This window comes from Pseudomonas sp. PAMC25584 (assembly GCF_058135675.1).
Genome location: NZ_CM176870.1, coordinates 5,611,020 through 5,631,597 on the forward strand (window position 1 = coordinate 5,611,020; position 20,578 = coordinate 5,631,597).

Consider the following 20,578-nt stretch of genomic DNA (forward strand, 5'->3'; position numbering starts at 1 on the left):
TGGTCGAGCCATACGATACGTGCGCTTGAGCACTTCACGGGCCCTCATTCCCACGCAGTGATGACGAGAACGCCATGGCCGGGCTAATTCCCCAGAGCTTTATTGACGACCTTCTGAACCGCACCGACATCGTCGATGTGGTCAGCTCGCGCCTGCAAATGAAGAAGGCGGGCAAGAACTACACCGCCTGCTGCCCGTTTCACAAGGAAAAGACCCCGTCGTTCAGCGTCAGCCCCGACAAGCAGTTCTACTACTGCTTCGGCTGCGGCGCGGGCGGCAACGCCCTCGGCTTTATCATGGACCACGACAACCTGGACTTCCCCCAGGCCGTCGAGGAACTGGCCAAAGCCGCCGGCATGGAAATCCCCCGCGAAGAAAGTGGCCGCCCGCACAAACCGCGACAACCCACCGATTCGCCGCTGTACCCACTCCTGACCGCCGCCGCCGACTTTTATCGCCAGGCACTCAAGAGCCATCCGCAGCGCAAGGCCGCCGTCGACTATCTCAAGGGTCGCGGCCTGACCGGCGAAATCGCCCGCGACTTCGGCCTGGGCTTCGCCCCGCCGGGCTGGGACAACCTGTACAAACACCTGAGCAGCGACACCCTCCAGCAAAAAGCCATGATCGACGCCGGCCTGCTGGTGGAAAACGCCGAGACCGGCAAACGCTACGACCGCTTCCGCGACCGCGTGATGTTCCCGATCCGCGACAGCCGCGGCCGGATCATCGCCTTCGGTGGCCGCGTACTCGGGGACGATAAGCCCAAGTACCTCAACTCGCCGGAAACCCCAGTGTTTCACAAGGGCCAGGAACTCTACGGCCTGTTCGAAGCGCGCAAGAACAACCGCAACCTCGACGAAATCATCGTGGTTGAAGGCTATATGGACGTGATCGCCCTCGCCCAGCAGGGCCTGCGCAATGCCGTGGCGACCCTGGGCACCGCCACCAGCGAAGAACACTTGAAGCGCCTGTTCCGTGTAGTGCCCAGCGTGCTGTTCTGTTTCGACGGCGACCAGGCAGGCCGCAACGCCGCCTGGCGCGCCCTCGAAGCCACGCTGCCGTGCCTGCAGGATGGACGCCGCGCACGCTTTTTGTTCCTGCCCGAAGGCGAAGACCCGGACACCCTGGTCCGCTCCGAAGGCACCGACGCCTTCCGCGCGCGCATCAATCAACATGCGCAACCGCTGGCGGACTATTTCTTCCAACAACTGACCGAAGAAGCCGACCCGCGCTCCCTCGAAGGCAAGGCGCACATGGCCACCCTCGCAGCGCCGCTGATCGACAAAGTGCCGGGCGCCAACCTGCGCATCCTGATGCGTCAGCGCCTGCTGGAAATCACCGGACTGAGCGGCGAAGCGGTCAGCCAACTGGTCCACAGCGCGCCGCAAGACGCACCGCCCGCCTACGACCCAGGCATGGATTACGACGCCATGCCGGACTATTCCGACTTCCACCAATCGCAGGAGGCCTACACGCCCCAGCAGGAGTGGACACCGAAAAAGCCCGGCGCCGGCGGCAAGAAATGGGACAAGAAACCCTGGAGCAAAAACGGCAAGCGGGGTGATCGCGACGAGGCCTACGCCCCGCGCACCCCGGTGGCCGTAGAAGCACCTACGCTGATTGCCTTGCGCACACTCATCCACCATCCGCAATTGGCGGGCAAGGTGGAGAGTGCCGAGCACTTTGCCAACGAGAGCAACACCTATGCCCAGGTCCTGATCGCACTGATCGAGGCCGTGCAGAAAAATCCTAAGCTAAACTCCATCCAACTGATGGCCCGCTGGCATGGCACCGAACAAGGTCGTTTGTTGAAAGCCCTCGCGGAAAAGGAGTGGCTAATTGACGGCGATAACCTTGAACAACAGTTTTTAGACACCATTACTAGGTTATCTGCGGGTCAGCACACGCAGACCCTCGATGAACTCATCAAGAGAGCGAGGCAGCCGGGATTATCGGCTGAAGAGCAAATTCAGATAGCAAAACAGATGCGCGACCTCTTAAAACAGAATGTTTCCGCATCAAACCCGACCTTAACTGGCGCGTGAGGTCGTAGCTCGGGTATAATCCTCGGCTTGTTTTTTGCCCGCCAAGACCTTCAGTGGATAGGGTGTTATGTCCGGAAAAGCGCAACAGCAGTCTCGTATCAAAGAGTTGATCACCCTGGGTCGTGAGCAGAAGTATCTGACTTACGCAGAGGTCAACGACCACCTGCCTGAGGATATTTCAGATCCAGAGCAGGTGGAAGACATCATCCGCATGATTAATGACATGGGGATCCCCGTACACGAGAGTGCTCCGGATGCGGACGCCCTTATGTTGGCCGACTCCGATACCGACGAGGCAGCAGCTGAAGAAGCCGCTGCCGCGTTGGCCGCGGTGGAGACCGACATCGGTCGCACGACTGACCCTGTGCGCATGTATATGCGTGAAATGGGTACCGTCGAGTTGCTGACACGCGAAGGCGAAATTGAAATCGCCAAGCGTATTGAAGAGGGTATCCGTGAAGTGATGGGCGCAATCGCGCACTTCCCTGGCACGGTTGACCACATTCTCTCCGAGTACACTCGCGTCACCACCGAAGGTGGCCGCCTGTCCGACGTCCTGAGCGGTTATATCGACCCGGACGACGGCATTGCGCCACCTGCTGCCGAAGTGCCGCCGCCTGTCGACCCGAAAGCCGTGAAAGCGGACGACGATGCCGAAGAGGACGACGCTGAAGCCAGCACCGATGACGAAGATGAAGTCGAAAGCGGTCCAGATCCGATCGTCGCTGCCCAGCGTTTCGGTGCGGTTTCCGATCAAATGGAAATCACCCGCAAAGCCCTGAAAAAGCACGGTCGCTCCAACAAGCTGACGATTGCCGAACTGGCGGCGCTGGCTGAGCTGTTCATGCCGATCAAGCTGGTGCCGAAGCAATTCGAAGGCCTGGTTGAACGCGTTCGCAGTGCCCTTGAGCGTCTGCGCGCACAAGAGCGGGCGATCATGCAGCTCTGCGTTCGTGATGCGCGCATGCCGCGTACCGACTTCCTGCGCCAGTTCCCGGGCAACGAAGTTGACGAAAGCTGGACCGACGCACTGGCCAAGGGCAAGGCGAAATACGCTGAAGCCATTGGTCGCCTGCAGCCCGATATCATCCGCTGCCAGCACAAGTTGACCGCACTTCAGACCGAAACCGGTCTGACGATTGCCGAGATCAAGGACATCAACCGTCGCATGTCGATCGGTGAGGCCAAGGCCCGCCGCGCGAAGAAAGAGATGGTTGAAGCGAACTTGCGTCTGGTGATCTCCATCGCCAAGAAGTACACCAACCGTGGCCTGCAATTCCTCGATCTGATCCAGGAAGGCAACATCGGCTTGATGAAGGCTGTGGATAAGTTCGAATACCGTCGCGGCTACAAGTTCTCGACCTATGCCACCTGGTGGATTCGTCAGGCGATCACTCGCTCGATCGCCGACCAGGCCCGCACCATCCGTATTCCGGTGCACATGATCGAGACCATCAACAAGCTCAACCGCATTTCCCGGCAGATGTTGCAGGAAATGGGTCGCGAACCGACCCCGGAAGAGCTGGGCGAACGCATGGAAATGCCTGAGGATAAAATCCGCAAGGTATTGAAGATCGCTAAAGAGCCGATCTCCATGGAAACCCCGATCGGTGATGACGAAGACTCCCACCTGGGTGACTTCATCGAAGACTCGACGATGCAGTCGCCAATCGATGTCGCCACCGTTGAGAGCCTTAAAGAAGCGACTCGCGACGTACTGTCCGGCCTCACTGCCCGTGAAGCCAAGGTACTGCGCATGCGTTTTGGCATCGACATGAATACCGACCACACCCTTGAGGAAGTCGGTAAACAGTTTGACGTGACCCGTGAGCGGATTCGTCAGATCGAAGCCAAGGCGCTGCGCAAGTTGCGCCACCCGACGCGAAGCGAGCATCTGCGCTCCTTCCTCGACGAGTGATCCCAGAACCCCCGGCCCAGGCCGGGGGTTTTGCTTTCTATAGATTACTTTCTATAGATTCAGTCCCGCGCAACACCCCATCCTCGCAATGCCCGTCTACACTCGAAACATTCCCCGTGCCATAACGAGACCGTTATGCCCAGATTGCCGACTGTGCTGTTGCTGTCGCTGCTGACCTGGACCGCAACGGCTGGCGCCTTGACTCTCACGGAGGATGAGCGTGGCTGGTTGGCGGACCACCAGGAGCTGCGCCTGGGGGTGGATGCCTCCTGGCCCCCCTTCGAATACCGCGACGAGAATGGTCGCTACCAAGGCTTGGCGGCGGATTACGTGCGCCTGATACAGGACCGCCTGGGCGTCAGGATCAAGCTGATCGAGCCGATAAACTGGAGCGCTGTACTCGAGCAGGCCCGCAACAACCAGCTCGACCTGCTGCCGGGCATCATGTCCACCCCCGAGCGCCAGGCCTATATGGCGTTCACGCGGCCATACCTGGATTTCCCCGTCGTCATCCTCGCCCATGAAGGCGGTGCGCAACCGCGCAACCTGAAGGACCTCTACGGGCTCAAGATTGCCGTGGTGGAAAACTACGCGCCCCATGAATTGCTGCGCACCCACCACCCCGACCTCAACCTGGTGGCCATGCCGAATGTGAGCTCGACCCTGCAAGCGCTGGCCACTGATGAAGTGGACGCGGTGGTCGGCGACCTGGCCTCGATCGTGTGGAGCCTGCGCCAGCTCAAGCTCGATGGCTTGTACGTCAGCGGTGAAACGCCCTACCGCTACCAACTCGCAATGGGCGTGCCTCGTGACAACAAAATGCTGGTGGGGATTTTGGACAAGGTCCTTGCCGACCTCAGCCCGGACGAAACGCAAGCGATCCAGCAACACTGGGGCGGCAGCCTCACCGATCACCACACGTTCTGGACGGATCTGCTGACGTATGGCCTGCCCACGATACTGCTGCTGAGCACCGTATTGGTCATCGTGATTAGGATCAATCGTCGGCTCAGTTCAGAAATTTCCCGGCGTGTCGCCCTCGAGCAGGAATTGCGCAGCAGCGAATATCACTATCGCGGCCTGGTGGAAAGCTTGTCCGCCATTGCCTGGGAGGCCAGCATTGCCGATTTCACCTACAGCTACGTGTCGCCGCATGCCGAAGAATTACTCGGCTACCCTAGCGCCCATTGGCTGATTCCAGGCTTCTGGCGCAACATCATTCACCCCGCCGACCTGACGCGCACAGAAGCCTATTGCTACCGCGAAACCCGCGCCAACCGCGATCACAGCGTCGATTACCGAGTGATCACCGCCGACGGCCGGTGCCTGTGGGTACGCGACATTGTCAGCCTGATCGAACACGGCCATGAACCGGTGCTGCGCGGTTTGATGATCGATATCAGCGAAGCCAAGCGCACGGAAGAGGCGTTGCAGTTATCCGAGCAAAAGTTTGCCTCGGTGTTCCAGCAGTGCCCCGACATCCTGGTGATCGCACGGATGTCCGATGGCTGCCTGCTGGAGGTCAACAAAGCGTTTGAGGATCAAGTAGGCCTGAAGGCCGAGGACGTGATCGGTAAAACCGCTACTACGCTGAATATCTGGGGTATCCCGGGCATCGGCCTGGAGCTGTTGAAACGGGTGCAGTCCACCAGCATTCGCAACCTGGAAATGCCCTTCCTGCGCAGCAACGGCCAAGCCTTTACCGGGCTGATTTCCGCCGAGCCATTCCAGCTCGACACGACCGAAGCCTTGGTAGTGGTGGTGCGCGACATCACCGAGCTCAAGGAAACCCAGCAACAGTTGCAAACGTCTGAAGAAAAATTCGCCAAGGCCTTCCACGCCTCGCCCGACGGTTTGCTGCTGAGCCGTCAGAGCGACGGTCTGCTGATTGAGGTCAACGAGGGGTTCAGCCGCATTACCGGCTTCCCCGCCGCAACCTCCCTTGACCAGTCGACCTTGGACCTGGGCATCTGGGTCGACCTCAACGAACGCACACACATGCTGGAGCTGCTGCAACGCGACGGGTCTGTCCGCGATTTCATCTGCCATATCCGCCGCAGCGACGGGCAGATTCGGCTCTGCGAGGTGTCCAGCAGCCCGCTGCCCATCGGCAATGACGATTGCATGCTGACCATCGCCCGGGACATCACCGAACGCCAACAGATGCAGGAAAAACTGCAACAGGCCGCCACCGTCTTCGAAAGCACCGCCGAAGGCGTGTTGATCACCGACACCCGACAAAACATCAGCGCCGTTAACCGCGCCTTCAGCGAAATCACCGGCTACAGCGAAGCTGAGGCCCTCGGCCACACCCCGCGCCTGCTCGCCTCCGGCCTGCATGACAGCGCGTTCTATGCCGCGATGTGGCACCAGTTGACCACCCATGGGCATTGGCAAGGCGAGATCGCCAACCGCCGCAAGAACGGCGAGGTCTACCCCAGTTGGCTGACCATCAGCGCCGTGCGCAACCGCGACCAGGCGATCACGCACTTCGTCGCGGTGTTTGCCGACATCTCCAGCCTGAAACACGCCCAAGCGCGCCTCGACTACCAGGCGCATCACGACCCGCTGACCGGCCTGCCCAACCGAACGCTGTTTGAAAACCGGCTACAGGCCGCGCTCGCCAATCAACAGGAGAGCGGCAACCAGGGCGCCGTGCTGTTCCTCGACCTGGACCGCTTCAAACACATCAACGATAGCCTCGGTCACCCGATCGGCGATCTGCTGCTCCAGAACATCGCCGTGCGCCTCAAGGAGCAACTGCGCGACATCGACACCGTCGCCCGCCTGGGCGGCGACGAATTCATCATCCTCCTGCCCGGCCTGCAGCAAGCCAGCGACGCCCAGTACCTGGCCAATAAACTACTGGCCTGCTTCACCCCGCCATTCCAGGCGGGCGAACACGAGTTTTTTATCAGCGCCAGTATCGGCACCAGCCTATACCCGCAGGACGGCATGGACGTCGCCACCCTGGTCAAAAACGCCGACGCCGCGATGTACCGTTCCAAAGCCAAGGGCCGCAACCGTGTCGAAGGCTACACCCGCGACCTGACCGCCCAGGCCAAAGAACGCGTGGCGCTGGAACACGAACTGCGCCGGGCGATCGAGCGCGATGAGCTGAGCCTGTATTACCAGCCCAAACTGAGCCTGAAGACCCAACAACTGATCGGCGCCGAAGCGCTGATCCGCTGGCACCACCCGACCTTCGGCGACGTGTCGCCCGAACACTTCATCGCCCTGGCCGAAGAGAACGGCATGATCCTGCAAATCGGCGATTGGGTCCTGGAACAGGCCTGCCAACAAATGCACGCCTGGCAAACCGCCTTCGAGCGCTTCGGCCCGCTGTCAGTCAACCTCGCCGGGGCACAACTGCGCCAACCCAACCTGCTGTCACGCATCGAACAGTTACTGCGCGATTACCGTCTCGAACCCGGCTGCCTGCAACTGGAGATCACCGAAAACTTCATCATGAGCCAGGCCGAAGAAGCGCTGGACGTGCTGCACCAGCTCAAACACCTTGGCGTACAACTGGCGATCGATGATTTCGGCACGGGTTATTCATCCCTCAGCTACCTCAAGCGCCTGCCGCTGGACTTCCTGAAAATCGACCAATCCTTCATCCGCGGCCTGCCCGACGACCCCCACGACGTGGCGATCGTGCGCGCCATCATTGCCCTGGGCCACAGCATGCAATTCACCATCATTGCCGAAGGCGTGGAGACCCCCGCACAACAAACCTTCCTCGCCGCCGAAGGCTGCGAACAGATGCAAGGCTACATCGTCAGCCTGCCCCTGCCACCGGAGCTTTTTGCCGCGACGTTTCTTCGTATGAAGGTTCAGGATTTTTCGGATAGCACAGTGGAGAAACCATCGCTATAATCCGCGACCTGTTAAGGGCCTATAGCTCAGTTGGTCAGAGCAGAGGACTCATAATCCTTTGGTCCACGGTTCTTATGTGGTACGAATGTTGGTGTGGCATTTTAACCTGATTTTTGATAGCTTTGCACTTTCTCAGCGCCACTGTAGCTCAATTGGTTAGAGCAACCGACTCATAATCGGTGGGTCGCGGGTTCGATTCCCGCCGGTGGCCCCATCTCCCCTTACAATCAAGCACTTAGCGCACTCCGCAGACGGCCAACGGCCATGCTGACGGAGCTTTCTGCGTTGGCCTGATTCACCCACTTGAGTCTTTTCCTTGACAAAGGCAAGTGCGACACCCAAAGCTAATAGGGTGTGGTATTTGGAATAAGAGCTCATGAAAAACTTCATCTTGGTCGAAGCGCCCGTTACGAGCGAGGCTAACTACATCCTGCTTCATCTCGACCCTGGCATGCCCGACGAGGCACGCGAGTTCAAACCGTTCACCGACTACACGAGTTGGCTGGCGCGTAGGGGCTATGCCGTAAACACCGATAAGCTCTACTCGGAGCACGTTGGCCGCTTCATCGACTACGTGTACGAGGCGACGAAGACCCAATTTCCTGCAGATGTCGAGGTCACTATCGAGACCGTCATCTACAGCTATCAGGTTTATCTCCTCTTCGGTACAGACGCCACAAATCCGATAGCGAAGACGCTGGCCCATAGCCTGGGAAAGACACGGCTAACCGGTCAAAACTCAATCGCAGAATCAATAGAGTCGTCTATTCGATGGTTTCTTGAGGTAGCCGAGTCAAAAAACATGACAGCACCTGACCATCTGTTCAGTCGGTTCTGCTCGAGCAATGCCGAATATCGAAGTCAATATGAGGTTTCGGCCCAAAAAGCTAATTCATGGATGGCAGCAGTCATTCGTGGCTCGCTGAACTCAGTTTTGCCTAAACGCAAGAGAGATAAGCTGTTTGCTAAAGCAGGGCGTAGGAACAGCAAACACGACAAGCAGCCGTTCAAGATCCTCCCATTCCCTATAGAACGATCCGTCGACTTTCTCAGACAGGCCAAGCCTGCAAAGTCCACGACATTTTACAGGGATATGACGCTATACGCCCTACTTGCCGCGACAGGTTCGCGTACAAGCGAGGCGCTACAAGTTCGAATGTCTGACATCGATGATGACGATTTTGCAGTGTTCCTACGCGACCCCTTTGCGAGGAAAGCGCTTGGTATTACTGAAGAAGAGCATAAGCTTCTCTCCTGGAAAGGTCGGGAGACCGAGGTGACCTTCATGATTGAACCGTTCGCTAAAATATTCTGGGAGAACCTTGAGAAGTACCTGACCCTAGAATACAACTCTAGTGTTGGACATGATTTCTTATTTCAAAACACTGACGGCAGGCCCTTCTTCGCAAGCGACAGGAGCAGCCGTGACAAAACCTTTAAGAAATACTCTTTGAAGGCAGGCTTGCCGGACGTCACAGGCATCAGCACTCACTCTCTGAGGCATATGTACGGAACCTACACGCTTAATTACATGCCAGTTCCTGGTCAAACCCTTCCTGGCCTACCCATTACCTACGTGAAGATCCTGATGGGCCATGCCAGCGTTACATCCACGATGAAGTACGCGAAGCACGACACCGACATCATCGAAGCATACATTCAACATGCTAACCAGTACGTCATGCAAAGAGGCGATGCCTCCTTTACCACAATTCGCGAGGAATTTTATCTGCGCCAGCTCGAAGTATTGAAGGACGAGGCGAATCGCATTCAAGGGACGCAGCATGATTAACCTGACTAAGGATATTCAGATTATCAAAACTGGAGCGCCTCTTGATAGCTCCATTAAAGAGGCGATCACGAAAGCCAAGGCTTGCGTCTGCAAAGAGCTGTTTGGCACGAACTATATCTCTCCAAGTAAGGTAACAAGCGGCGCTCGTAACGAATATTACAACGCGTCCATCGTGCGCCTGTTTGATGACCACCTGAACGTGTCGAATGCACCTATTTATGATGAAGTGTGGGTGCGTAATGCTTTAGCTTGCACGAAAAAGACTGCACCGATAGAAATTGCGAAGCAGGTCGTTCCGAAGGCCTCTATTGACTGGCTCAACAAGTCTTCCTTGGAGAGGCTGAGTAAAGACTGCGTCTTAATTCTTCACTTTCTCTGGCAGGAGCGAGCTGTCCTGCTCCCGGCTGACCTAAGGAAGCCCACGGTTCACAATCAGGACGAAGGAACCAACTTCTATGAGTTTGCTGCAGCATCCTATACCGAGGTGCTTGCATTTGTGAGCAAACCGTTTGTCTCGCATGTTACCTACGAAGACATTCCGGACATTACCTCCGTAATGAAGCCTAGTGCCGTCAAAAACTTTGGATGGTACGCATGGCGCATGATTCGTTGCACAGACTGGCATAGAATCGAAGACATCAATCCAGATGACATCGCTGACCTCGCCGACCACTTGGTCTTAACGCGAAGAAATGACGTTGACTGGTTCCAGTACCCCATCGCCCCAGCCGCGTTTTGGAACTATGTTCAGAGGCTGTATTCTGACAGATGTAGCCAGGCCGCCGTCCGCCCTAAAAATGATTTGCACGCCAGTAGAAAAGCTCTGGCATCTGGCGAATATGACTGTCCTGATGAGCACAAGGAAAGTGTCGAGTCGTGGTTGAAATATCAGGACAAATACACCGGCTTACAAAAGTCTCGGGGAATTAAGTCTTTCGACGCTTACAGCAAGAGCTTCTCAGTTCTGAATACCTGGTTGTTTGGCGAATACCCTACTGCCACGGGATTGCTTCCTCCTCACCCAAGTGAGCTAAATCGGACGCACATGGAAGGCGATGGATACATAGGCTTCCTCACTTTTCTTCGTCGAGGCAGGTCAAACTCAACGATCCAGCAGATCATGTACCACATCACCAGCTTCTTCAACTACTTGACGGCTCACTCGAGCGCCGACGATAAACTTTCTGGTTTTGTTTGCCCCATACTTGAGCTCGATTTCCCCATCGTGCGAAGAAGGAATAGCTCTAATAAGCCTGCATTTCATTCTGAGCATTTCCCATACCTTCTCCAATACTGCTACGCGATAGAGTCTTTCACAACTCACCTAGCCGAAAGGGTATATCACGAACAAATAAACCTATTCGACAAAAAATTCAGGGCTGATATTGAAACAAAGGACTGGAACAATACCCAAAAAATCGTTCAAACTGAAAAACTTGGGTACGTTCCAATTGTGTTCTACCGGAACCCATCATTTGACGCTTCGCAGCCTAAATCCGAAGATAATCGCCCCATGAAGTATGAGGCGCTGCGACTTCTTCCAAGGTTCGTCGTGCCAATTATTGAACACTCGGTTGAACGCGAAGGGAAGTGGGTGTTCTATCCTCAGCTCAATTACATCAGACATAATATCATCGCACTGGAGACAGGGGTTCGTAGTATTCACATACGTTGGCTAGAGAAGCGAACCTATGATATGCGAATTGATCGTTCAAGACCCCTGCCTCCGCTTTGCAAGTTACGCATCAACACTGACAAAGTAAACGGCCCCTGGGACGCTACTGTTTCGAAGACGGTAATTGAACTGCTGGATCGTCAAAAAGCCATGATCCCTTGGTTTAACGATCCCGCAATGGATGTCGAAACCTGGTATGACTACCATGAAGAAAATGAGCATGGCAAAATCATCACGCTATTTCCGAAGGGAACAAGTCCTGGCGTGCTGACTCCGGAGGCCTATGCGAAATATTTCAAAAGGCTAATTTATTCTTTCGACTTGTTCTGCAGGTTTCAGCTGGGCATTGAGGCGACGAACGCAATGCCAGAGGCTGTGGGGGATCTGGAATCTATTGATGATCCTCACGACTATCTCACCGTGATCAAACTTGAGGGACAGGCCTGCAAATTAATCGAACATACCCCGCACTCCTGCCGAGTATCAGTTGTATCTGAATACATCCCAATTTTGCCGCCACACATCATCGGCGCATTTATTACCGGCCATGCCAGTGATGAACATGTAATGTATTACGCAAAAGTTGACCCTGCATACCTGAAATCGGTTGCCCAGTATCAAAAATTGAGTATTGAGCATGGTTGGCTAGTTGACCGCCCAGCAATGTCTAACATCAAAGCAGAAGACGTTGCATCGAAGCTTCAGCAGGCTTTCCGGCGAGACAAGGAGAAGTCTCTGATTGACTTCGGTGCGATCTCATTTGACCGTGAGACCAAGGATGATGTGGTTTCGGGTGTCAGGGAGACAAGGCAGCGCCCCATCGACTCGCTGGCCTTCATGCCCACTCATATCTGCCCATTTGGTAATCGTTGCCCAGCGGACGTCGTTAAAGACCTGGGTGCCATTCCTGGGATAAGTATGCCGTGCGGGGGCTGCTATTACTCGGTCAAAACTGTCGACCACCTGCCAAGGATATACGGTCACATTCGTGTGCTGACTGACGAGTGTAGCGAGCTGGAGGCCTATATCGCTGAGTCTAAAAGGAATGGAGCATCGCCTGAAAGCCTTGTGCCAAAAGCCAATCGTCGCAAATTCCTCGCCGCAGAGATCATCTCATGGAGCGTTACTGCTCACTGCCTCGAGCAAATGCATAACGAAATCAAAACGCGTGAGAGCTTCCTGGTAGAGAAACCTGAAATCGTCTCAGAGCACCTGGAGCGCTTAGAGCTCAAGAAAGACTCGCTTTCCAACCTGATTGCTCGCACTGCAGAAGCCAAGTCGCATGCGGAGTATTTCACTCCACAGTTAGACAAGCAGGTTAAAGTGGCAAGAAACAAGCTCCTTGCATTCACTGGGGACTTTAACCGTATGCTGCAAGAAGCTCCTACAGGATTCACGTTGATCGATGAATTTAGGGGCCTGATTCGGTCTACGTGTGAAGTTCTGGGTCTTTCACTGCATGATTTGAATGATGCAATGAGTAAGCCCATGGCCTTGGAACGACCTACTGCAATCCTGAAGCTAATTTCGAGCCCAGGAGGTGTTCCTGCATGAGCAAAGGTGCGAAAAAGGGCCAAAACCGCTTTGCAGGCTCTCAAAAGCTGAACCGCGACTATAGAATTTCCCGAATTAAAGACGAAGTAATCCCTAAGCTGAAGTCTTTCGTAGGAAAAGCATCATTCGATGGGGTTACGCCTTACTCAAGATTCTGCGCCGAACTTTACAACGATGGGCTTCCCGTAAACGAAAAGAAGATTGGCTACAGAACCTTGGTACAGAGCACTGACTATTGGACTCTGCTCGGGCCAATATTCTTCAAGCACTGGGATGCTGCTGGAAACATGGAGTCCAAGAAGGACAAGCTTGTCGGAAAGCTGGCCGTTCAGCGAGCAGACCAACTTCAAGCTGAGACAGAGAAACTGAGGAAGGAGGTCGAAGCTCTGCGCTCAGCCCTCCGTAGCCATGGTGCTCAGCCAGTAACCCTGCCGGACACAACGCATGTGGATCAAGGATTCATGGCGAAGTTTGACAAAACCTGCCGGGCCCTCAAGTTGGTGCTCGATGCAAGTGATGGGATGTTTACGGTTGACATGCAGGCTAAAAAGATTTGCTGCAGTTTTGACGACCTTGAACCTAGGGAGGGACTCGTGCCAACAGAGGTGGTTGAGCCGTTCATTCTGTGGTTGAAAGCGAAAGAGAAAAGCCATGGACACAAGTGATCAGAAGCGCTCTCCGTACGACCGCTACAGGGACTACGTGCTGCAGCTTGAACAGGCTGGAAAAAAATTCCCTGTGAATCAGTTTGGCGCCGTCAACTTCAGCAAAGTCGCTGATGAATGTGGTAATCGTAGGCAGTGGTTTTCTGAAAGCGCCAAGAAGATCTTTTGCTCACAGGGCAAAACCCTTGAGCAGGTCATCGCGAAGGACATTCGCCGCATAGGCAGTGAGTTTGTTGCGGCCAAAGATCCTGAGTCTCTGGCGATTGATATGGCGGATTCGAAAAGTCGCGAAGCGAATCGGTTGCGAGTAATGCTTGAGCAAAAGTCGAAGGAAAACGAACTGCTCCGCGAGCAAGTTGAGCAACTCTCTGCCGAGCTGCGGTTGCTTCGCACATCTGCACAGGAAATCAGTAGCCAGCAGGACTTGATGATCGACTCCGGGCGGTCATTCATCCTATGAGCAATCTGTCGAGCGTGATCCAGGTGAGCTCGGTGAAGCCAGGCAGTTTTGGCGGTGCAGTCTTTTCCGGGCGCATCATTGGCCAAAACAAAATTTACACATGCAGAGCAAGCTATAAAGTCATAACCCGCATTCCTCAACCCGGTGAATGCTGGCAGTTCAAAGGCTCGATCACAGGGCATGATCAGTACAGGGATTTCGTTCTGATCGAAAGCTGTCACATCGTAAACCTGCCCATAGCGGCATATGTGGAACGATTGCTGATAAAGCATCCTGCATTTCGCGGGCTGTCATTCGGCAAAGCGAAAGTCTCGAAACTGGTCAGGGCATTTGGCGCAGAAAACCTTGCTCAGGCATTGACTGCAGGCAGGGTCAGCTACCTGGCGGAATTTATTAATCCCGATCTCGCCCAGAAGGTCGTGGATGCCTGGAGGACACTGCAGGATGAGATTTCAACGATTGAATTTCTCATGGAGCACGACTTCGATCCTGGGCTCGCCAAAAGCATTCTCAAGGTTTGCCAGACGGATACGGTAGAGCGCCTAAAGCTTAATCCGTACAGCCTCATTGCGTTTCAAGGCATCCACCCGAACATGTGGAAAATCGTAGACGCCGCAGCAGCCAAGCTAGGCATACCTCGTGATGACCCACGCAGGCTGGCCGGCCTTGTGGAGAATTTGCTCTATGTGCGCTTGGATCAGGGCCATACCGCATACGAAATAGAAGAGCTAAAAGCCGCCCTGATGCAGAAGCTTCCATCCGCCAGACTGGCAGACCAAGCTATCGAATGCGCCCTAAAAAGGCGTGCTGTATGCGTTAAGAAGGATCAAGGGACGACGCTTATCCAGCCACTGGGAGCGGCCCTTGTCGAAAGTAAACTCGAGCAGCGAGTCGCGAGTCTACTGTCCGCTCAGGCCTCATTGCTTCACGGTTCTCCGCAGGAACTGGAGCAAGCGATTGAAGATTACTGCGCACACGGTGAGAGCGTGCCTGGACACTCACTCACCCGAGACCAGAAAAGCGCAGTGCTGATGGCGCTTACTAATCGCATCAGCACGCTGACTGGATTTGGCGGTACGGGCAAGACAACCGTGCTGAAAGCCATCGTTGATATAGCCTCTCAGCACCGCCCAGTGCATGTCTTAGCACTGAGTGGAAAAGCCAAGGAGCGCGCCAAGGAGTCTGTTGGCCGAGACACCTACACGATCCACAGCTTCTTGATCAAAATCAGCACCGCAAGCTCAGGGATCAGCACTGGAGGCGACCCTCTGGTAATCATTGATGAATCCAGCATGGTAGACATCGCCTTGATGCTGAAACTGCTGAATGCCTTCGCGAAGAAAGAACTGTCTCTCTTGCTAGTAGGCGATACCGGTCAGCTATCTCCGGTTGGTTATGGAATCTTCTTCCATGCACTGGCCAAATCGAAGGCGATACCGTCGACTCACCTGATCAAGGTTCACAGGTCTATCGGCAACAGTCACCTTCAGAACATCGCCATGAAGATTAGATCTGGTCACCTGGACACCTTGCCATTCTGGAATGGCGAGCGCGATGGGGTTTATCTGATCCCCTGCACAAACACGCAGGACATGCTGACACACCTCGCGAAGATCAAGCAGATCATCCCTGACGCTCAGATCCTGACGCCACACATGTCTGATCGCATGCCGGATTCCGGGCACAAGATAAACAAACATCTGCAAAGCGCCCTCCAGCATACAGACGAGACGCAGGGCATCTGGATGGGCAAATACTGGCTGCGAGTTAACGACCCCGTCATCGTCACCCAGAATAGCTACGAGCATAATCTGTTCAACGGCAACACCGGGATCATGACTGGCGTTACGTCAATCGATGGCCAGACTTCAGGTGTGTTTTTCTTCAATGGGTTCGAAGTGACCCTGTCCAGGATGGACTTGTTCGGGTTGGGAATGAAGCTTGCCTACGCCATATCCATTCATAAGGCGCAAGGCAGCGAGTACGAGACGTCGATCCTTTGCACTCTGAGTCAAAGTGAATTTGTGGAACGAAGCATGCTGTACACAGCCGTCTCCCGATCTAAGCGGCTGGCTTTGATCCTAAGCACGCAGAACATCATGCAGCAGGGGGTAGCTCGCCCAAACCGAAGCGACACGCTCTGTGTTGGTTTCTCGTTTTGAATACCAACAGGGAGGTCGCCAATGCCGTTCAGAGCGCTGAACTTCATTGGTTAACGGCCATGAGTGAGACGATGAATGCTTGGGATGCGGAGCTCTGATGACGCTGCTCTTTCAGTTTGGGCGTGCCCCTGCGGGTAGCGGCTGTCGCGTACCGAGCCCTGGCGCTGCCAAGGTCTCGGCCATTCGGGCTTCCATCCTCACGCCTTTGGCCATTCGGGCGGGCGCGCTCCGCTTGCCTAGTGAGTATCAGAAGGATCAGCTCCAGTCGAACGTCCACTGTGAGTTCAGCGTTGAACCAGATCAAGACAGGTTGATCAAGAAGAGTGCGAGGCTCGGATGCTTGGAGGTTAGTGCCGTTTGTCTCGCAGCCAATAACCCCTCTCCCCTCAACCAATTTGGTTGAACGGAGGGGCTGGGCAAGCGAAGTTTGCCTCGCTGGCATTACCTTCAGAAGAGGTCGGGAGAGGACTCAACGGTGAGCAGCGATCAGGACAAACCTTCCAACAGGCCGTCATCGCGAAGAATGTCTACGATTACTTGCTCATCAACCGCATACACACCTCGCGAAGCTCTCCATACCAGCTTCTTTTCTTGCAGGGCGATGAGGGCTTGCTGGACGCCTGGGACTTCAGCCTTTATATCACTAACTTCAATTCCAGCCTGCTCCATTGCTTTAGCGTAGAGCTGTACCGTTGGAGCTTCAAATGGAGCATAGCCTTCGCCTTTTGCGCTCATGACACGAAGGACGGCTGATTGGATAGGGGTAAGGCTATGGATCACCTTTTTCAGGTTGGTATTCAACTCGTCTGCCAGAGCTCGTACTAATTCGGCAAATCGTTCAGGTATCGTCTTGGGGTCGATGGCGAAGTCGAACCGAATCAGGTCAGCTGCTGCCCCGAGCAGCTCGGGGCGAAAGCCGCTGTCCTTGAAAAGCTGGAACACTTCGGAAGGGTCTAGCTGGCATTGGAGATCAATGTTTTCGCAGAGCCAGTTGATGAAATCTTGATCTAGCGTGGGGAATGGCACCATCGCTGCCCCGAAGAACGCTTGATCCTTGCTGTTGCGAAGCATGGCCAGCTTGTCCCTGTTCGAGCCGGTGCAGACGACACGAAGGCCATGATGCAAGGAGCTGTTGAGCTCGTCTCTGGCTGCCTTGAGAGCAAACAGGGCTGCTACGCCTTGTTCAGTCGTGATCGCATGCTGTGCCTCATCAATGATCAAGACGATCATTTTCTTTGACTCATCAGACAGCGCGACCAAGGCGGTTGTGAGATCAATATCTTTTCCGAGCCCAATCTTATCCAGGCTGAAATTCAATCCACCAACGGCGACCTTTTCCATCCCAGACGATTTGGCCAAACGTGTTATGAATCCCTCGTTTTTACCCACTGCCTCTCGAACGGTATTGACGATCACCTGGCCTGGGTCTTTGGTCAGATCTTTCCAGAGGTCGGCGTAAAGCACCAATGCTCCTTGCTCTTCTAAAGCAGGCCGAAGATCTTCGCGTGCGAATGTGGATTTTCCGGTACGCCGAGGTGCAGCAAGAAAGACGCCAGAGCTCGCAGAGCTTCCCACCGCCACCTGAAGGATCAGTTGCGCAATGCGTTTGGCTAATTCGGTGCGGTGGTAAACACTCACAGTCTCAGTCATGGCGACTCTCAAACCTCGTTTATAGGTAATTATAGAGTGACTATAGACCAATTATTTGGTACATGCTAGGTCAGTAGAGCGGGTTTATAGTGAATTATAGAGTGATTATAGATGAGCTGGGCTTCAGTGGACTTTATCTCAGCTCTAAGCGCTCCCAGTCCTATTTGGGCGCCTAGCACGAAATTTCCTCCATCAATGGATCGGCGTGCCCGTATATAACGGCTGTCATGAACCGAGCCACTTCGGGTTCAAGATTCCACATTCCCTGCGCCTGATTTCCACTTGTCTTGCGAAACATACTATTTTGCCATCATCGCCGGTATAGCCATGCCCCATCTTTTGAGGGGGGGGGGACAACCAATGGTGGTGTGAGCATCATTGAGGCTGTGAGGTATGATCGCCAGAGCTTGCCTCCCTCAAATCAGGCTAGGAATGATGCTGAAGTTTTTAAAACGCGTCTTTAACGTCCTCTATCCCGACCGCCGTCCCGATTGGGAGCAGAAGCGCGAGCGTGAGTTCATCCTGGCAGCGAACGGGTTAAAGACTCTTTCGGTCACCGACCGGGGCAGCATGTCTATCGACCCCGAAGAGCTCCGCGACCAGATAGTCGCCTCGCGTGAGCAGTTGAAGCATCTTGTCCACAGGCCAGAAGCGCCTAACCGATCATTCAGAGCAGCGGAAGATGCCCAGGTGGAACCGTTAGTGAGTCCCATCGTAGAGGCTCCGGTGAGCGCCACGGACTGTATAGAGGTGGTGACCTGGCGTCGGTTGCTGAGTGGCGCTGTGGTGCGGTACGTATGCCTCAAGTCCACGAGTACGGGGCGATTCGCTGTCGCGACCGCAAGCCTGTTTTCGGACGGCGCGCATAGTCTTCCATCTTGGATCGAAGCCAACACCGCCAAGCACGTCGCCAGTGCCATACAGAACGATCATCTCCGCTGGTTGGCTACTGTGGGCGAGGCGATGGATGCTTGGGATGCAGACCTTTGATTGCCTTGAGGCGAGGCTTGCCGACGCTTGGGCCTACAACTGCCATGCCTCAATAGTGTTGAAAAGTCTTTCAATCTGAGTTGGCAAGTCGGTTTGTGGGTCATAGCTATGGTTGAAAGCGCTACCCCCGGCTACGAACTTGTCCGCGATTGTAACTTTTGAATAAGTATTAATTTGCTTTAGTCTAGCGCCGAAAATCCGATAATGCTTGTCTCGAAAAGCTGCTGGCAAATAACTTTCAATCGTATAGCCATCAGTCACCCAGCAATATCCTGTCTTCGATTCATGTTCAGCAATGTCTGCCCAAACCTGATATTTCACGCAGTTTTGGTTAATGCATTCATCAGTGCCGTCAGCTGCGCGCTGAAAGTCTAGATCTCGATCCATAACTACTATGGAGTTCCTGTTTATACTGAATATGTCAATTAATCCTGGCGTAGCATTTGATGTGAAATGGCCGAGCATAGAGCCGCCGTAAAAAACGAAGGAGAAATCAAGATTCTCCATGGGCATGGATTTACCATGCGTCGAACACCAGAGCGAAAGCCAGTGCAAAATGTAGATTCGATCAGACGCCCCTTCGACCCATATCACTCCGTTAGCTTGGAAAACATCGCTTGGCTTTATGCCGAGCCCTGACAGAGCCCTTGCAGGTGATGTTAATTCTGATAATGCGTAACCATTGACTTCAAATAGCTTTGTGTCTGGTACAGACCAGCTTGATATGTCTAGAAGCACAGAAGAGTGCGTAGAGATGAAAAGCTGAAGGTTCTTGCGGGTGACGATTTCAGAAACTCTAGCCATCATGAGTCTCTGAAGCGTTGGATGCAGGTGGACTTCAGGCTCCTCGATGACACATATCTGGTCATCATTAACAGAGTTCAGCCATCCTATTAGTCCAGCAAACGCCCGCCATCCAGACGGCAGCATCTTTATTGGGATATGGTTGTACTGACCTAAGTCATCGTTGAGGTAGACACCTAAAGTGTTCTTATCAAGAAAGCTAATTGGATTGGCTTGCTTGTAGGTGTCATCTGCATTTGGAGGCCTTTTATAGTCTACTTGGTCGGGCTGCAATGGATGCGGCGCGAGTCCCACTAGATGCTTGCCATCATTATTGAGCGCATTGATGATTTTGTGAATACAAACTCCGCGCTCGTCGTGTGATGAGCGAAAACTAATTATTGCTTCTAATTTATCTAAAACCTTTAAAAGCTCTTTTGGCGGTTTTGACGATTTACTGTAAATGCTTCCCTTGAATAGGTGTGCGTCGTCTCGTGTAGTAACGGCTATGTACGTGCCAAATTCATCAATATCTAGCTTGTTGAATACTGAAGCCACCTGAGTTCCATTGTCAAAGTAAATGATGGAAGTCGCCACGGTAGTGAATCGCATGTTTTCACGAGCAATCGTTTTTATAATCTCAACATCCTTGAGTGCGCGCACCATATCTAGCACAGTTGACTTACCGCCGCCGTTGGGGCCGACAAAAATATTAACCTTTGAAGCTTTGACTTGAGGAACATCACGCGGATTGAGGGAGTTGGTCTGCATGATGTTATTGAGGCAGAGTGTTCGAAGCCCCAACAGACCAAAACTTTTAATATGCAAGATTGTATTCCTTTACTAATTGATTTTGATAGGCGCACTCATTAGACATCTTCTGAAAATGAGCCCCGAGCGGTGCAGGCGGCACGCTCGTATTGTACCTAGAGAGACGGAAGGAGAGGTGCTTGCAGGAGTTGTACTCGCCGGCACCGGCAGCTTTCACACTGGTGGGTTATCCGC

Annotated in this window: 11 protein-coding genes and 1 tRNA gene; 10 read left to right on the top strand and 2 right to left on the bottom strand. The window is 54.2% G+C overall.

Annotated elements, in window-relative coordinates; translation table 11 throughout:
- Positions 1–74 precede the first annotated feature (74 nt).
- The 9 genes from dnaG to ACS5Q8_RS26355 all read left to right on the top strand — a co-directional run bounded on the left by dnaG (position 75) and on the right by ACS5Q8_RS26355 (position 16,150).
- A complete protein-coding gene (gene dnaG / locus ACS5Q8_RS26315) occupies positions 75–2,045 on the top strand; it encodes a DNA primase (protein ID WP_276195145.1) in 1,971 nt (656 codons plus the stop codon).
- A 67-nt stretch (positions 2,046–2,112) separates the two neighbouring features.
- Positions 2,113–3,963 carry an RNA polymerase sigma factor RpoD gene (gene rpoD, locus ACS5Q8_RS26320; protein ID WP_276195146.1) on the top strand — a complete coding sequence of 617 codons (1,851 nt, stop codon included), beginning with the start codon at positions 2,113–2,115 and terminating at the stop codon, positions 3,961–3,963.
- 135 nt (positions 3,964–4,098) lie between these two features.
- The gene (locus ACS5Q8_RS26325) at positions 4,099–7,842 is read left to right on the top strand and encodes an EAL domain-containing protein (RefSeq protein WP_465159571.1); all 3,744 of its coding nucleotides are present in this window, start codon (positions 4,099–4,101) and stop codon (positions 7,840–7,842) included.
- A 137-nt stretch (positions 7,843–7,979) separates the two neighbouring features.
- Positions 7,980–8,056, top strand: a tRNA-Ile gene (locus ACS5Q8_RS26330).
- A 162-nt stretch (positions 8,057–8,218) separates the two neighbouring features.
- Complete coding sequence (locus ACS5Q8_RS26335; protein WP_465159572.1) at positions 8,219–9,634, top strand: tyrosine-type recombinase/integrase; 1,416 nt, start codon at positions 8,219–8,221, stop codon at positions 9,632–9,634.
- Positions 9,627–12,863 (top strand): hypothetical protein, encoded by a 3,237-nt coding sequence (locus ACS5Q8_RS26340; RefSeq protein WP_465159573.1) that lies wholly within the window; start codon positions 9,627–9,629, stop codon positions 12,861–12,863. The genes ACS5Q8_RS26335 and ACS5Q8_RS26340 overlap by 8 nt, the downstream gene beginning before the upstream one ends.
- Positions 12,860–13,528 carry a hypothetical protein gene (locus ACS5Q8_RS26345; RefSeq protein WP_401326288.1) on the top strand — a complete coding sequence of 223 codons (669 nt, stop codon included), beginning with the start codon at positions 12,860–12,862 and terminating at the stop codon, positions 13,526–13,528. The genes ACS5Q8_RS26340 and ACS5Q8_RS26345 overlap by 4 nt, the downstream gene beginning before the upstream one ends.
- Entirely contained in the window at positions 13,515–13,988 is a 474-nt protein-coding gene (locus ACS5Q8_RS26350; RefSeq protein WP_465159574.1) for a hypothetical protein, read from the top strand. The genes ACS5Q8_RS26345 and ACS5Q8_RS26350 overlap by 14 nt, the downstream gene beginning before the upstream one ends.
- Positions 13,985–16,150: an AAA family ATPase gene (locus ACS5Q8_RS26355; RefSeq protein WP_465159575.1), complete on the top strand. Its 2,166-nt coding sequence runs from the start codon at positions 13,985–13,987 to the stop codon at positions 16,148–16,150. Before ACS5Q8_RS26350 ends, ACS5Q8_RS26355 begins: the two co-directional genes overlap by 4 nt.
- A 486-nt stretch (positions 16,151–16,636) precedes the next feature.
- Here ACS5Q8_RS26355 and ACS5Q8_RS26360 read toward each other — a convergent pair whose 3' ends face one another.
- A complete protein-coding gene (locus ACS5Q8_RS26360; RefSeq protein WP_465159576.1) occupies positions 16,637–17,800 on the bottom strand; it encodes an ATP-binding protein in 1,164 nt (387 codons plus the stop codon).
- A gap of 435 nt (positions 17,801–18,235) precedes the next feature.
- On the opposite strand from ACS5Q8_RS26360, the gene ACS5Q8_RS26365 reads away from it, so the two are divergent.
- On the top strand, positions 18,236–18,790 hold the full coding sequence (locus ACS5Q8_RS26365) for a hypothetical protein (protein WP_465159577.1): 555 nt from the start codon (positions 18,236–18,238) through the stop codon (positions 18,788–18,790).
- A 33-nt stretch (positions 18,791–18,823) separates the two neighbouring features.
- On the opposite strand, the gene ACS5Q8_RS26370 is transcribed toward ACS5Q8_RS26365, so the two are convergent.
- A complete protein-coding gene (locus ACS5Q8_RS26370; RefSeq protein WP_465159578.1) occupies positions 18,824–20,401 on the bottom strand; it encodes an ATP-dependent nuclease in 1,578 nt (525 codons plus the stop codon).
- Between the last annotated feature and the right edge of the window lie 177 nt (positions 20,402–20,578).

Bases quoted from the DNA above. Each gene is read 5' to 3' on its own strand.
- ACS5Q8_RS26355 (WP_465159575.1), top strand. From the start codon at position 13,985: ATGAGCAATCTGTCGAGCGTGATCCAGGTGAGCTCGGTGAAGCCAGGC.
- ACS5Q8_RS26345 (WP_401326288.1), top strand. From the start codon at position 12,860: ATGAGCAAAGGTGCGAAAAAGGGCCAAAACCGCTTTGCAGGCTCTCAA.
- ACS5Q8_RS26360 (WP_465159576.1), bottom strand. From the start codon at position 17,800: ATGACTGAGACTGTGAGTGTTTACCACCGCACCGAATTAGCCAAACGC.
- ACS5Q8_RS26365 (WP_465159577.1), top strand. From the start codon at position 18,236: ATGCTGAAGTTTTTAAAACGCGTCTTTAACGTCCTCTATCCCGACCGC.
- ACS5Q8_RS26340 (WP_465159573.1), top strand. From the start codon at position 9,627: ATGATTAACCTGACTAAGGATATTCAGATTATCAAAACTGGAGCGCCT.
- ACS5Q8_RS26350 (WP_465159574.1), top strand. From the start codon at position 13,515: ATGGACACAAGTGATCAGAAGCGCTCTCCGTACGACCGCTACAGGGAC.
- ACS5Q8_RS26335 (WP_465159572.1), top strand. From the start codon at position 8,219: ATGAAAAACTTCATCTTGGTCGAAGCGCCCGTTACGAGCGAGGCTAAC.
- rpoD (WP_276195146.1), top strand. From the start codon at position 2,113: ATGTCCGGAAAAGCGCAACAGCAGTCTCGTATCAAAGAGTTGATCACC.
- ACS5Q8_RS26325 (WP_465159571.1), top strand. From the start codon at position 4,099: ATGCCCAGATTGCCGACTGTGCTGTTGCTGTCGCTGCTGACCTGGACC.
- dnaG (WP_276195145.1), top strand. From the start codon at position 75: ATGGCCGGGCTAATTCCCCAGAGCTTTATTGACGACCTTCTGAACCGC.